At 44.6% G+C, this 15346-nt stretch carries 9 protein-coding genes; 7 read left to right on the plus strand and 2 right to left on the minus strand.

Annotation, left to right across the window (positions count from 1 at the left end):
- Nucleotides 1-5: 5 nt before the first annotated feature.
- Complete coding sequence (locus Q6A92_RS05180) at nt 6-1118, minus strand: ABC transporter permease (RefSeq protein ID WP_332237293.1); 1113 nt, start codon at nt 1116-1118, stop codon at nt 6-8.
- Between the two features lie 106 nt (nt 1119-1224).
- Here Q6A92_RS05180 and Q6A92_RS05185 point away from each other — a divergent pair, with 106 nt between their 5' ends.
- Nucleotides 1225-1974, plus strand: coding sequence for a replication initiation protein (locus tag Q6A92_RS05185; RefSeq protein WP_332237294.1), 750 nt, complete (start codon nt 1225-1227; stop codon nt 1972-1974).
- A 1220-nt stretch (nt 1975-3194) separates the two neighbouring features.
- Here the strand turns inward: Q6A92_RS05185 and Q6A92_RS05190 are convergent.
- Nucleotides 3195-5186 (minus strand): sigma-54-dependent Fis family transcriptional regulator, encoded by a 1992-nt coding sequence (locus Q6A92_RS05190; protein ID WP_332237295.1) that lies wholly within the window; start codon nt 5184-5186, stop codon nt 3195-3197.
- 286 nt (nt 5187-5472) lie between these two features.
- Here Q6A92_RS05190 and Q6A92_RS05195 point away from each other — a divergent pair, with 286 nt between their 5' ends.
- The 6 genes from Q6A92_RS05195 to Q6A92_RS05220 all read left to right on the plus strand — a co-directional run bounded on the left by Q6A92_RS05195 (nt 5473) and on the right by Q6A92_RS05220 (nt 15118).
- The gene (locus Q6A92_RS05195; protein ID WP_332237296.1) at nt 5473-7605 is read left to right on the plus strand and encodes a hydantoinase/oxoprolinase family protein; all 2133 of its coding nucleotides are present in this window, start codon (nt 5473-5475) and stop codon (nt 7603-7605) included.
- Between the two features lie 21 nt (nt 7606-7626).
- Nucleotides 7627-9900, plus strand: a complete 2274-nt coding sequence (locus Q6A92_RS05200) for a hydantoinase B/oxoprolinase family protein (RefSeq protein WP_332237297.1) — start codon at nt 7627-7629, stop codon at nt 9898-9900.
- 19 nt (nt 9901-9919) lie between these two features.
- A complete protein-coding gene (locus Q6A92_RS05205) occupies nt 9920-10423 on the plus strand; it encodes an acetone carboxylase subunit gamma (protein WP_274401520.1) in 504 nt (167 codons plus the stop codon).
- A 601-nt stretch (nt 10424-11024) separates the two neighbouring features.
- Nucleotides 11025-11996: an NAD(P)H-dependent flavin oxidoreductase gene (locus Q6A92_RS05210; protein WP_332237298.1), complete on the plus strand. Its 972-nt coding sequence runs from the start codon at nt 11025-11027 to the stop codon at nt 11994-11996.
- A gap of 859 nt (nt 11997-12855) precedes the next feature.
- Nucleotides 12856-13977 carry an IS110 family transposase gene (locus Q6A92_RS05215; protein ID WP_332237302.1) on the plus strand — a complete coding sequence of 374 codons (1122 nt, stop codon included), beginning with the start codon at nt 12856-12858 and terminating at the stop codon, nt 13975-13977.
- A 217-nt stretch (nt 13978-14194) separates the two neighbouring features.
- On the plus strand, nt 14195-15118 hold the full coding sequence (locus Q6A92_RS05220; RefSeq protein WP_332237299.1) for a bifunctional helix-turn-helix transcriptional regulator/GNAT family N-acetyltransferase: 924 nt from the start codon (nt 14195-14197) through the stop codon (nt 15116-15118).
- Nucleotides 15119-15346: the final 228 nt, after the last annotated feature.

Below are 15346 nucleotides of genomic sequence, written 5' to 3' on the forward strand. Positions count from 1 at the left end.
ACTGATTACCTCCCCTCAATAGCCTTAAGGGCATTGACTTTTATGACCTGCCGGATGGATAATAGGATACTCACAATGCTGATGCCGATAAATCCGGCCAGTCGACCGGTAATGGTGCCGGGGGCAAGTGAGAAGGGCATTCCGGACGGGAGAATGATTGTTGTCAGATAGGTCAGCAGCAGACTGACAGCCAGACTGATCAATAGCATCATCAGTGTTTGAAAAATCAGGCTGCGTACGAGATAGCCCGTATCCGTACCGATCGCTTTCAAAATACCGAACTGAATATCTTTCTGTGCCGTAATAATATAAAAGAAAACGCCGAGAATAAAAACAGAAATGATAAACAGAAAGCTGATCATCATATCCAGTGACCCTTGTTCCTCTGAGTATCCGGGTAAAGATTCAACGACATGCGCTAAAGATACACTTGTGACGGTCTGTTCCAAGCCGATATGATGAATCAGCCGATTTGTTTTCTGAACGGAAAAGGGTGTCATCACGGCGGAATGGACGGCCTGGTCAGCAGAAAACCCATCTTTGTTCATGAGCAATGCCCATTGGTTTTGATTCAGATAGGCGACCGGCATATGCGAAAAAGTCGCATTTTTTGTGAATCTGACGACTTTGAAAGTGAGACCGCTTTGCTGGTCTTTGATGGTATCGTGAAGATGAATGCCGCTTCGCTCAATGGACTGATCTATGATAAGATCAACAGTAGAATGATTTGCCGGATACTTGCCGGCAGTCAGCGATGGCCGGAATGATCGGCCGGCGTCGAGGCTGAATAGCGTCAGATCGATTTTCTCTTGCTTTCCGCTTCGATTGACCGTCGTGTTCAGGATATTCAGGATCGTTGCGTTGCCGCTGCCGAGCTTATCTCTCAGCCGGTCCACTGTGTCTGTTGAAAGTGCGGAACGGCTGATCCTTTGATCGGCGTCTTTTTGCAAGATAAACGTCTCATTGCTGTATTTTTCAATAGCCGAAGCGTTATCTTTTGAGAGACCATTGGCCAATCCGGAGACGAAAAAGACAAGATAAGCGAGCAGTGCAATAATAACCATCATAAAGAAGAACCGGCCCTTGCTGCGCCGGATTTCTTTCCAGGCCAAATACATGAATAAACCACCTCCCCCAACAAAGTTGAAAAGTGACGTATATTCTAAATTTATATTTTATGTCACTTTTAAATCTTATCATGAAACAGTAAAGGCGGCAATATATATGTATCATCAACAAATGAGCCAAAGTGACAAACTAATCATGAAACCGATAAAAGACAGAGTTTACTGGTCAATAAAAGCAAATAAACTATTTAAAGAAACGCATCAAAGAATTGGCAGTCTTGAAGAAAATCGGATGCTTTTTTACTTGATTAAATATTGCACCGTTCAAACGGATCATCCTTATGTCCGATTTCAGCCGAAGAGTGTTTCGTTGAAATCGTCCGATCTGCCTGATGACCCTGATCTTCTGAAAGACATCCTGCGGAAGATCAGTAATCATTCATTTTGGATACGGCAGGCAGAGGGGGAGAGCCGGGAATTACTGACAAGCTGGATCGATGACGCAATTTATGATCAGAAAACTGCCGAGTTTGTTGTCATACTGAGCCCGGTGCTTTATCCTTACATCACGAGTCTGCACGATCGATTTCAGACCTCTGACTATGAGAGAGCACAGGGCGATGTGCATCTGAAGAGCAAATACAGTTCACGGCTGTATGAGGTCTTACGAATCCACGAGAAGTTTCATGAGCTGCCGCTGACATTGGAACAGTTGCGCTATCTAATGGATGTGGGTGATGGAAAGCTGGAACGCTGGGTTGACTTAAAGCGCCGTGTCATCGATCCGGCAGTTGATGAGATCAACGAGACCGGTCATTTCAAAATTTCGTATGCACCGGTGAAATCCGGCAGATCCGTCGCAACGGTACGCTTCACAATCGAACAAGCCGTCCGAAAAGGCGGTTAAAAATACAAAATGATTAGCCGCAATACTCGGTATGAGCAATGTGCCATGTCCTGCGATGCTCTTGCAGGACATCGAAGCACCCCAGAAAAACCAAAAATTGTGGTATTGCATGGCTGCCGAAACAAAGACAATGGCACCCATTGAATCATGGGCAAAGTGAAGATGTGCATCCAAATGGGATGCACTTTTTTCTCTAATTAAGTTAGAAGCCAGATAATTGATGCATATTCACTATTTTGGGTATTCTTTACGCTGTTCGATCATCGAATAATCTGCTTTTGATATTTCTATCCCAATTGTGCGTCACGGTGAAATTGACGAAGTGCACGCCCACAAGCCATCAGTTTTAGTCAAAGATGGTGCCGTGCATACTTTTATCGTGCAGTTAGACATCATCATGCTGGCGATTAGTCCGTCAATATCGATCCAACAAAAATTGATCTGGATCCGGAAGAACTTATGAAAACATCCGAATTTAGATCGATATCCGTTGCATCCTCCGAAAAAATTTTTAAATAATTTATAATCTGATAACAGAAATCAATTCATATGATCCTTTTTTTGTATTTTTACCTTTACTTTAGATAAAGAAATGACCGATAAAAATATCGAACAGGGTATGTCATATTCATTTATTTTTGAATCTTATTTTTCATGTAGTCAATTAATGACTTCTCAATGTATTTTAATCCGTCTTCAGGTAACTGTTTAATCTGCCCTATTAGCCATTCCTTTAGTGTCTTCTCCTGTCTGCACATACCATTTCCTCTTTTCATAATCTAATTCAGTCTAATTTTACCAATTGTGTATTACTTCATTATTACAATATAAATAAAATTATAAAGAAATAAGGTCTTCACAGTATTGACACGCAGATCCTTTTTGGCGCTGGAAGGGCCTTCGATCTGCTAGGCATCAGTAGTTTTCAATTGTTGTCGTTTTTTAAAATAAATGGTGACTAGAAATAATTTCCAGCTTCAAGGCTTTTGGAGAATTCTGATTTGTCGGGATATCGATTCGGAAGTTCTTTCATGTGAGTGTGATACGCTGACATAAAAATGCCTGCCGTTAAAGAATAGGCAGGCAAGATGAGCATTTTATGATTTTAATTTCGTCAAAGGCATGGTCAGATGATTTGGCTGTCCTCTCATCGGCATTTTCCAAAAGCTGTCCGTATAAGTTCTTCAGATGGCTTTTCCGCCGATTTTTTAATATCAGCGTTATCTGAGTCTGAGCCGGTATTTCTTTAGCTTTCGATACAGAGTGGAGCGAGCGATGTTCATTTTTTTAGCGACCGCCGATATGTTCCAGCCGCTCTCTTCTAAAAGCTGAAGCAGTATTTTTTTCTCTTCCGCATCTAACGGAGGCATATTCGCCGCTGCATCGTCCGCAGATAAATGATTCCCGCATTCTATTAAATAACTGGGCAAATGCTCCATTTCTATGAAAGAAGATTCGCTGAAAATAACAGCGTGTTCCAGAACATTTTGCAGCTCTCTAATGTTGCCCGGCCATGAGTAATCTAAAAAAAATGACAACGCATGATCCGAAAGTGACAGGCTGGTTCGTTCATATTTTTCAACGAATTGTTTTAAAAAATAATTTGTGATCGGTAAAATATCATCTTTTCGTTCACGGAGAGGCGGAATGGTTACCGACACGACATTAAGACGATAAAATAAATCTTTACGAAACTCGCCCTTTTTACAAAGGGCGAGCAAGTTTTTGTTCGTTGCGGCGATGATCCTGACATCTACTGGGATAGGTTGAGAAGATCCTAGTCTGGTGACTTCTTTCTCTTGAAGAACTCTGAGCAGGTGAATTTGTGAGTCAAGCGGCATTTCACCGATTTCATCCAAAAAGAGAGTGCCTCCGTTTGCTTCTTCGAAGATCCCCTTTTTCCCTCCTGCCATGCCACCGGTGAATGTCCCCCGTTCATACCCGAACAGTTCACTGCTTACTAACTCTTTTGGGATCGCACCGCAGTTAATAGCCAAAAACGGTTTACGGTTTTTGTTGCTTGATCGGTGAATGGTCCGTGCGATTTTTTCCTTCCCGGTGCCGCTTTCGCCTAATACAATAATCGGCACATTCGATGAAGCGGTCTTGCGGCATTTATTTATTGCCGCCGCAAAAGATTTTGAATGCCCAATCACCTCAGCCCAAGGTCCGGCCTGCGCGGGGATTTCTGATGGAGATTCAGATGTTCTTCCGATATCAGCGTCTTTTAATACAATCAAATAACCGGCAAGAACCTTATGAAAATAAATGGGTTCAATATCGACGACCAGAAAATTTTGAATTAAGCATGCATTCGCGACAAGATTTGAGCTGGAATCCGGTGCACGTATATAGTCCTTGATTAAGGACTGAAAATCAGGATGGTTAGATAACTTTGAGGCGGGGGATAGTTTGAAAAAGTGAGCCAGCTTTTCACTGCTTTTAACAACAAAAAAGTCGTGGTTAAGCACCAAAACATGATCGGTTTTCCATTTATCAGCTGAGCGGAAAAAAGTTTCTACAAGATGACAGGTTTTTTCCAGGTAGCTTTCCGCCAGCTTTGTTTCGATCACTTGAGCTATCGATACTGCCAGCCCTAATGTGTGAGGCTGAGCGTGGGCCCAAATTCCTGTGAAATCAATGGTTCCGATGATTTCTTGTGTAACAGGATGAAAGATAGGTGCGGAGGAGCATGACCAGGGATGGCAGCCGTGGCAAAAATGCTCGGCGGAAAAAATCTGAATCGGGCCCTTCGTGACAATACTCGTGCCAATTGCATTTGTGCCCGCAGTACTTTCGCTCCAGTCCATACCGGCAGCAAAATTCATTTTTTCGGCTCTGCGAATTGTCGGCGGATCGCCTTTTAAATAAATAATTCGGCCATTTTGATCAGACAACGTGATCAGATGGCCTGTTCCTGACATTTTATAAAATAATTCATCGATAATCGGCTTTGCCACCCAATAGATCTCCGATGTTTTCAGCAAATGGTTCAACTCTTGATCAGTTAATATCTGCTTTGTTCGCAACTGTGCAGGATCGACGCCTGCATGATGACAACGTCTCCAGGAATGCAAAACACTTTCTCTGATCTTATCCAATATAGCCTCTTCTCGACATTTTACAACATACATATCCCACAAATTTTCTAATTCCTTTGTTTTACTGGGCAAGTCATGTGTTGAGAAAATGGATAGATAAGGATTCCGCATCTCTGTCCTCCCTGCCTGAAAAGTTCAAAACCATTTTAACATTTCATACTGAAGAAAGAAATGAAAATGCTTTCAAATTGTGAACGGCCTTGGGCGACAGCAAGGAGCAAAAAGACGGAGCGGTTGTGCACATGCATAGAACGTGTAGCGATACAGCTGTAGCGATTCGCAACAATTCATTCGGTTTATTAGGCTAAAAAGACGGATGCTTTCATCTTTTGGAAATTGGCACGATCCTTGCATTGAAAATTGCTGAGCACGAAATAAGCTTGAAAGGGGAGATAAAATGAGAAAGGCGCAGATTCTGGCCATCGATGCCGGCGGTACGATGACCGACACATTCATCATTGATGATCACGGTGATTTTGTCGTTGGGAAGGCGCAGTCAACGCCGGAAGATGAATCGATCGGCTTGCTGAACTCCGCAAGAGATGCACTCACATACTGGGGGTCAAGCGTCGAGGATGAATTTCCGAAGCTCCTGGCCGGTGTGTACTCCGGCACAGCGATGCTCAACCGTCTCGTTTCGAGAAACGGGCGTCGTGTCGGTTTGATCGTCAACAAAGGAATGGAAGATTTTCACCGTATGGGCCGGGCGATTCAGTCTTATTTAGGCTATTCCTATTCCGACCGGCTGCATTTAAATACTCACCGCTTCGATCCGCCGCTTGTACCGAGGGAATGGACGAAAGGGATTACCGAAAGAGTGGATCTTTTTGGAAGCGTTATCATTCCGCTCTATGAACAAGAAGTCGAACCGGCTGTTTCGGAATTGCTCAGGCAGGATGTGGAAGCGATTGTGATAAGCTTGCTCCACTCTTATAAGTATCCGGCCCATGAACGCAGGATCAGAGATATCGCCAGAGAAACAATAAAGAAAGCGGGAAAAAACACCCCTGTTTTTGCTTCGGTTGACTACTATCCCGTGAGAAAAGAAACCCATCGGACCAATACCACGATCATTGAAGCTTATGCAGCCGATCCATCCCGTGAGACATTGGCAAAAATCGATCGCATGCTGAAGGCGCATGGGGCAGATTTTGATCTCCGTGTCATGGCGAGCCACGGCGGAACGATTAGCACACAGGCAAATGAACTGGCAAGAACACTGGTTTCCGGCCCGATCGGCGGTGTCATTGGTGCGAAATATCTTGGCGAACATCTTGGTATCCGTAATATCGCCTGTTCGGATATCGGAGGCACGAGCTTTGATATGGCGCTCATCACTCAAGGCGATTTAAGCATCAATACAAGTCCGGATATGGCAAGATTGGTTCTATCACTGCCACTGGTCGCGATGGATACAGTGGGAGCGGGGGCCGGCAGTTTTGTCAGAATCGATCCGAATTTCAAATCTCTGACACTGGGGCCGGACAGTGCCGGCTCGAAAGTGGGCGTCTGTTATCCGGAAGGCGGTTTGAATACGGTGACGGTCACCGACTGCCATGTTATTCTCGGGTTAATCAACCCAAATAACTTTCTTGGCGGCGAGATCCAGCTTGATCCCGATCGCGCTTATGCAGCGGTGAAAAAACAGATTGCCGATCCACTGGGACTAACGGTAGAGGATGCGGCCTACGGCGTGATTGACTTGCTTGAGTCGCAGTTGCGCAATTATCTGGAATCAATGATTTTAGGCAAAGGCTATTCACCTTCACAGTATGTCTGCTTTTCATACGGCGGCGGCGGACCGCTTCATACGGCAGGCTATACAAAGAACCTCGGATTCGAGGATGTGCTTGTTCCTGCATGGGCCGCCGGATTTTCCGCGTTTGGCTGCGGAGCAGCGGATTTCGAATACCGCTATGATAAAACACTCGATATCAATGTCGACGCCGATGCTGAGGATGACCAAAAGCTGATCGGCGGCAGAGAATTACAGTACGTCTGGGATGAATTAATGGAAAAAGTTGCCGGGGAATTTGAAAAAAACCAGTTTGCCAAAAAAGATGTGGATTTCCGCCTCTATTTCCGGATGCAGTATCAGGGACAATTAAATGATTTGGAAATCGAAGCGCCGATAAAGGCATTTCGCCGTGTGGATGACTGGGATGCGCTAGTGAAGGCTTTCGAAGCGACTTATACGAGAGTTTACGCAAAGGCGGCCACATCGCCTGAACTGGGTTATAGTATCACAGGCGCAATCATCCGCGGTGTTGTGGAAGTCGCCAAGCCGAGAATTTCGGAGGAGCCGTCCGAAGGTGAAACGCCGCCGGCAGACGCTTTTCTTGGCAAACGCAGTGTGTACTGGAAAGGAGAATGGCTAAAAGCGGATATTTGGGAGATGGAAAAATTGAAACCGGGGAATCGTATTCAATCCTTCGCCATTCTTGAATCGCCGGCCACTACCTTTGTTATACCGGCTGGATTTGAAACGTATCTGGATGCTCACCGCATTTTTCACTTGAAAGAACTTTAATTGTAAAAGGAGGTTTGCCGCATGGCGAAAATCGATAAACGATTGAACAGCCGTAAAAGCATCGGCTGGGACGGGAAAACGCTTCAGCAAATGCGCAGGGAGACTGATGATCTCAGCCGTGAAACCGGATATTATGCCGGATTAAAGACACTGCCGTTAAAAGAAGGTGATCCGATCCGCTATGAAAAAATCTTCTCAAAACTGCGCGGAGGCATTGTGCACGCCAGGGAAACAGCCAAAAAAGTTGCCGCTTCACCGATTGTTGAACAAGAAGGAGAATTATGTTTTACACTTTACACCCCGGACGCCGATTCAATTGTGACATCAACCGGTATTATTATTCATGTCGGTACAATGGGTGCCGCTATTAAATATATGATTAAAAATGATTATGAGGTGAACCCGGGTATTGAGGATGGCGATATTTTCTGCAATAATGACTGCCAAATCGGGAATGTTCACCCCTGCGATGTCCATACGATTGTTCCGATTTTTTATCAAAATGAGCTGATAGGCTGGGTCGGCGGTGTCACGCACGTTATTGATGTCGGCGCAACGGCGCCGGGAAGCATGACCGTGGGGCCGGTGACCCGTTATGACGACGGTTATCAAGTGGCCTGCCGGAAAATCGGCAAAGACGATACCTTGCTGAAAGATTGGGTCATCGAAAGCCAGCGCTCGGTACGGACGACAAAATACTGGCTTCTTGATGAGCGGACGCGTATTGCCGGGTGCCACATGATCCGGGATCTTGTTCTCGACATCATCAAAGAAGAGGGCGCGGACACATATAAACATTTTATTCGCGAAGTGATTGAAGATGGGCGGAGAGGCTTTGTCAATCAAGTGAAGACTCTGCTGATTCCGGGGAAATACCGTCAAGTTTCATTCGTTGACGTTCCTTATGAAGGCCTTGATGTCCCTCCATATGCCCGCATCAATACCATTATGCATGCGCCTACCGAACTTACGGTTCACAAGGATGGAAAATTCCAGATCAACTTTGAAGGGGTAAATCGTTGGGGATGGCACAGTTATAATGCAACACCGGTTTCTATTACGAGCGGGATATGGGTCATGATGTCCCAAACGCTCATTCCCAATGATCGTGTCAATGACGGGCCGCTGTATGCGAGCAGCTTTGATCTCCCGTATGGTTCATGGCTCAATCCGGATGATATCCGCACCGCACACAGCTACGCCTGGCATTTCCTTGTTTCTGCATGGAGTCCATTGTGGCGCGCGCTCAGCCGCAACTACTTTGCCCGCGGTTATTTAGAAGAAGTGAATGCCGGGAATGCAAATACGTCCAATTGGCTGCAAGGCGGCGGATATAATCAGTTTAACGAAAATCACGCGGTGAATAGTTTTGAATCGGCGGCTGAAGGGGTTGGTGCAGGTGCAGTCAAGGACGGCATCAGCCATGCGGCGGCGATTTGGAATCCTGAAGGTGATATGGGTGACATGGAAATTTGGGAACTGGCCGAACCGCTTCTTTATCTAGGACGCAGCGTTAAGCCGAATACGGCCGGTTATGGAAAATACCGCGGCGGCTGCGGTTATGAGACACTGCGAATGGTATACGGGGCGAAGGATTGGACAATGTTTTTTATGGGCAATGGCTATATGTCCAGTGACTGTGGTTTGATGGGCGGCTATCCCGCCGCTTCAGGTTACCGTTTTGAAGCACATGGGACAGATTTAAGGGAACGGATTAAAAAAGGGTTGCCGATTCCGACCGGGGGAGACAGTGATCCGGACTATCCTGAATATGAGAAATTAATGGAAGCAAAAGAAATCATTCGCGATAAGCAATCGATTACGACTGAAACCATTTTTGATAATTATGATCTTTATTTGAACTACCTCCGCGGAGGTCCGGGATTTGGCGATCCGCTTGAGCGTCTGCCGAAAAATATTGAAAACGATTTAAATGAAGGCCTCATTCTGCCGCGTTATGCAGAAAATGTATATGGCGCGAATGTCAGCAAAAATGAGAAAGGAAAGTATGTTGTCGATGAGAAGACGACGGAAAAGCGCCGCAAACAAATAAGAAAAGATCGGCTCAGGCGCGGAGTCCCGACGGGCGAGTGGATGGAGGCAGAGAAAGGAAACATTTTAAAGAAAGAAGCATCCGTTCAGGTCCAGCATATGTATGCGGGCAGTTTTGCGCTCAGCGAAAACTTTGCAAAAGAATTTAAAGCGTTTTGGAATTTGCCGGAAGAGTGGAATCTGACAGAAGATGAGTTGGGCATTCCAGTATTTGGGGCGAAAATAAAAAAGAACAACAAATAATGGCAAATGAGGTGAGAACATGACGCAATATGACCGCAAGACCATTGAGGAGTTAATCGATGGGACGATTGATTTTTATAAACTGAAAGAGATGCTTTCCAACTTTAAAGATGCCGATCGATTTGAAAAGTACATCAGTATCCTGCAGGAAAGGGTCAAATGGGAGGATCTGATTCTGCTGCCGGCCGGTCTGCATTTATATTATGTACAGAAACCGGATGGCAGCAGAGTGGTCAAATGTGATTGCGGACATGAATTTTGTGAAGCGGGAGATAACTGGAAGCTCCATGCGCTGATCTATGTTCGGGATACCCCGGAAAAATTGGCGGAACTGTACCCGAACATGTTGGCCCCTGATCCGAAGTGGCAGGTTATTCGCGAATATTACTGTCCATCATGTGCAACGCAGCTCGAAGTGGAAGCTGTCACGCCTTGGTATCCGATATTGCAAGATTTTGAACCCGATATTGATGCCTTTTATACTGAGTGGCTGAATCGGCCGCTCCCTCAGACGAAGTCATGACCAATAAGCCGGCGGCATAGTCCGTCGGCTTATTGTCTTGTGCGTCCGCCATGAGCGGCAGATAGCTGCCCGCTGGAGACAATGCAGGAGTGCTCAGCAACGGAAACACTCGGTGACAGATACGGATTCTTGTATCACTGATAGAAAAAGTTATAGACCTTCGAAACTTATGGAAAGCACTCCAGAAAGTAAAGGCGAATCATGGCGCGCCGGGCATTGACGGCATCACCGTGGGCGAACTGGAAAGTCAGGTTCGGAAATACTGCCGGCCGCTGATTCGGAAACTTAAAACGGGCACCTACAGGCCTCAACCGGTCAAACGAGTATGTCTTCCTAAGCCGGACGGGACCCGGCGCAAACTGGGCATCCCCCGGGACTGGACCGAATGATCCAACAGGCCATCTGTCAAGTGTTGATGCCAGTGCGCGCTCCTGTTTCCTTCCTGAGATGAATTTACACACAAAAAAAGACCTGATCGGAATTTTTGAAATAACATCGAATATATTTATGTCAATTCTAGAATTAATCTTAAAGAATAAAAAGTGTTTAAACTTGTTTAAAAATAAAATTTAGAACTGTATTCCGGGAAGGGAGAGTTTTCATGACAAATGAAAAACCTTTTACTGTTGTATCTCGGATTGAACTTCCGATAATAATCTCACCAATGTTTTTGGTCTCAAGTGTTGAAATGGTCATTGAAGGTTGTAAAGCAGGAGTCATTGGTTCATTTCCTTTGGCTAACGCTCGTACTTTAGAGGATTTAGATAACTGGATGATTCGCATCACAGAAGGTCTTTCTACAGCAAGGCGTAATGAACCAACGAGAAAGATAGCTCCTTGGGCCGTTAATTTGGCTGTTCACCGTACTAATGCAAGATATGAAGTAGAATTAGAGTATATTAGAAAGTACAAGCCTCCTGTTGTCATTACTTCTCTTGGAGATCCAAGCCGGGTTGTCGGCATTGTTCATGAATACGGTGGTCTTGTGTTCTCGGATGTTGTAAATCTTGTTCATGCGAGAAAAGCTGCCGAAAGAGGGACTGATGGTTTAATTCTTGTCTGCAACGGTGCAGGAGGGCATGCCGGAACTTATAATCCATTCGCATTTATCCATGCGGTAAAAGAGTTTTGGGATGGAATCACCATTCTAGCTGGTGGAATTTCAACAGGCAGGGATATTTTGGCTGCAAGAATTCTTGGTGCGGATCTCGTTTATATGGGGACTAGATTCCTTGCATCTAAAGAAAGCCTAGCCAGCAGTGAATATCAAAAAATGCTTCTTGAATCGACTATTGAAGATATTATTTATACCGATGTATTTAGTGGAATCAATGCGAATTATTTAATCCCGAGTCTTCAAAGAGCTGGAATCGATCCAAAGCAATTGCCAACGAAAGGATCTTTTAATTGGTCTAAAGCAAATGATAATGGTCCAAAAGCATGGAAGAATATATGGTCAGCAGGACATGGAGTAGGAGCAATTAAAAAAGAGGAAACCGTAGCAGAAATTATCGATAAATTAAAGCATGAGTATCTTGATTTGAGTACAAATAAGAACATGCAAAATTTGTAGAGAAAAAGTGCAGCATATTATTGAAAAATTCGCTGTTATTGGTGAAGTTGGATAAATAATATAATGCTATAAATAAAGAGGGTTGCCCTTTTGGATAACCCCGCAATATCGATCTCTTATCTCACCGGTGTCATTTTTCCCCGTTGAAAAGAATGATTTCACGCCGTAGTTAATAAATTTCAACTTCGTTCCTGATCAAGATAAGGTAAATAAACTGGATGGACTTTTATTACATGTATTTTTGGTTTACAGGTAACCTAAAGTCAGTTTACAAGGAACTACATGCAGACCGTGAAACGGGCTGCTAATAACAAGCGGCGATATGTTCCCGGAAAGGGTGCATATCGCCGTTTTGTTTTGCGGGTTTCCAAAGAGGGCACCCTTTGGCACACGATTTTGCGAGGCGGCAAGAAAGCGGACAAAAAGTTGTGGCAGGGAGAAGCACAAATGACAATCCGCTTTCGCAGCGGACAGGGTGTATATGAAAACTTTCATGCCTTCCCGGCACCGCCGAGGATGAAAAATCAAAAAAATTTTGCTTAAAGTGGGTATTCTTTAAGTAGGAGCCGGTCGGAGGTTATCGTATAAAATGGCTGAACAAGCCGTTACACAAACTAATCAAGGATATCTGGGAGGACCGCCGATTGTGTGCCAAACACGTGTATAAATTTTTCAACTCTCAGGATATCCTGGCCAGCTTCTAATAATCATTCGGGGATGTGGTTCACATGGAAGCCGTGCTGGAACGCTGCGCCGGTTTGGATATTCATCGTACACGATCCACGCCACCATTCTATGGGGCCCGGTCGATCAAAAGCCTTCAAAGCTTCATCATGTTTTTCAAACGACCACGGAACAGATCAAAAAATTAGCTCAATGGCTTTCTCACTATCGCATCAAGGATGTAGTGATGGAAAGCACCGGAATCTACTGGAAACCGATTTGGAATCTGATGGAAGACGCGTTTCATCTGGTCCTTGCGAACGCGAAAACGATTAAAAATATGCCGGGTCGTAAAACGGATCGTTTGGATTCGGAATGGCTGGCAGAAATCTATCGATGCGGATTAGTGACGGCCAGCTTTGTTCCCAGAAGAGAGATCCGGGAATTAAGAGAGTATACCCGGTCGGTCATGAAACTCAGGCAGAATATCTCGACCTATAAGAATCGTATTCATAAAGTGCTGGAGAGCAGTAACATTAAACTTTCAGTTGCTTTGACAAATTTGTTTGGCGTCTCCGGGCGGGCGCTCCTTCAGAGTATTATTGACGGTGAAGTCCTGACAGAAAGCCAGGTCAGGCAAATGGTCAAGTTCCAATTAAAGAAAAAAACAGCAGTCATCGTTCAGGCGTTGAATGGTTCGATCACTCCGAGTCAACGCCAGCTGCTCGACCACTATATGAGCATCATTCATTTTTTTGAAAGACAGGTGGAAGCGATCGCTCAGCATCGAGATCAACTCATTACCGATTACTTTTCAGAAGAAAGAGATCTGCTTTTATCTATATACGGTGTCAGCCAGGATGCGGCGGCGGTCATCCTGGCCGAGATTGGAAATAAGATGCAGGTCTTTGGTTCATCGGCTAAACTTTCTTCCTGGGCCGGCCTATGTCCCGGAAACCACGAAAGTGCCGGCAAGAAACGGGACAGCCATATCGGGAAAGGAAATAAATACCTCAAGTCGATTTTGGTTCAATCGGCATGGGTCGCGGTAAAGAAAAAGCAGAGCCGAATGAGAAGTTATTATCAGCGGCTAAAAACGTCGCAAGGCAGTAAACGAGCGATTGTTGCCACTGCCCACTTGCTTCTGCGGATCATTTACCAAATGCTTTCAAAGAAAGAACCCTATCTTGAGCTTGGACAGGATTATTTGAACCGAGAAATAAGAGTCATCCGAAAATGGATCAAAAAACTGGAACAAAAAGGATTTTCTCTTCAGGCACAAACTGAAGAATCCAAGGCCCTTATTAAAAAAAATTGAGTCAATGACTTGAAGAGGGGTAACAAGTTTTTTTGCTTTTTTCGTATAAATTATACGTTCTGAAGAATTATCCCAATCCACTAAGCGCCATGTTTGTTCAGTTTCAAATTGAAATTTTGCTGGAAAAAGAGATAGGAGACAAAGCAACTAAAATAGTTGACTTTGTCAATTAAAACGTTAAACTAGAAGGTAATAAATTGTCGAAAGAGGTGTCTTTATGGATTCGGAACAATCTTCCCCTATTGTCAGAATGCGAAAGTTCAACCGTTACTACACAAACCTCCTTGGGCTTCTGAATCAACACCTGCTCAATACGGAATTCTCCTTGACTGAAACTCGTATTTTGTATGAAATCGGAGGAACGGATACCTGTTCGGCAAGCAAATTGACTCAGAAGTTAAACATTGATCCCGGCTATTTCAGCAGAATTTTAAAGAAATTTGAAAAAAATGGGCTTACTGTCCGCACTCAATCAAAAGAGGATGGCCGTCTGTATCCCATACGTCTGACGGAAAAAGGGAAAGAAACGCTTTTACAGATGAACCGTCTGTCGGACGAACAGTCGGAGAGACTGATCAGCAATCTGCCTGAAACGCAACAGAGAGAACTGGCGGACAGCATGGAATTGATTCAACAGTATTTGTCCCATGAACAAGGACAACCGATCCAGATCCGGCATGATCTCAGACCGGGGGACGCGGGAGAACTGATTTATTTGCATGGATGGATTTACGCGAAAGAATGTGGATACAATCATGTGTTTGAAGGTTATGTCTGTGAAACTCTTTTCGACTTCTTAAAAGATTATGACCCTCAAAAAGACCGTCTCTGGTTTGCAGAGGCTGGAGATAAAAAGATCGGTGCGATTGCCATAGCCAAGCATCCGGCTCGGATTGCTCAACTGCGTTGGTTTTTGATTCATCCGGATTTCCGAGGACAAGGAATCGGTAAACATCTTTTGGTAGAGGCTCTTGATTTCGCAAGAAAGGCCGGATACCGAAAAATTTATCTTGAGACTACCGACGATCAGAAAACGGCGATTGCGATGTATCAAAAAGTTGGCTTCCAAAAAACAAAAGAGGTGGAAGATGCCTCATGGGGTGTCCGACATATGGAACAGACCTATGAACTGGAACTATAATCTTCTGTTTGCAGGTCTGAATCCATAACATATGCTACAGTTCCCATCTCCCATGTAAATCACTCCTTGTTATAGACTAAAACTTGAAAGTTAAAAAAGTGCCCTAACACCTTGCCGGTTCTACGTTTTCCACAAGTAAATTAGTTCAAGTTGCTGCTTTTTTCAGTTGTTTGCGGTAGCTGGTGGGCAGTTTTTCCAGAAAACTTTCGACGATCGTATCAATGGCTC

Origin of the sequence: Sporolactobacillus sp. KGMB 08714 (assembly GCF_036598985.1) — a bacterium.
Classification (GTDB): Bacteria; Bacillota; Bacilli; order Bacillales; family Sporolactobacillaceae; genus Sporolactobacillus.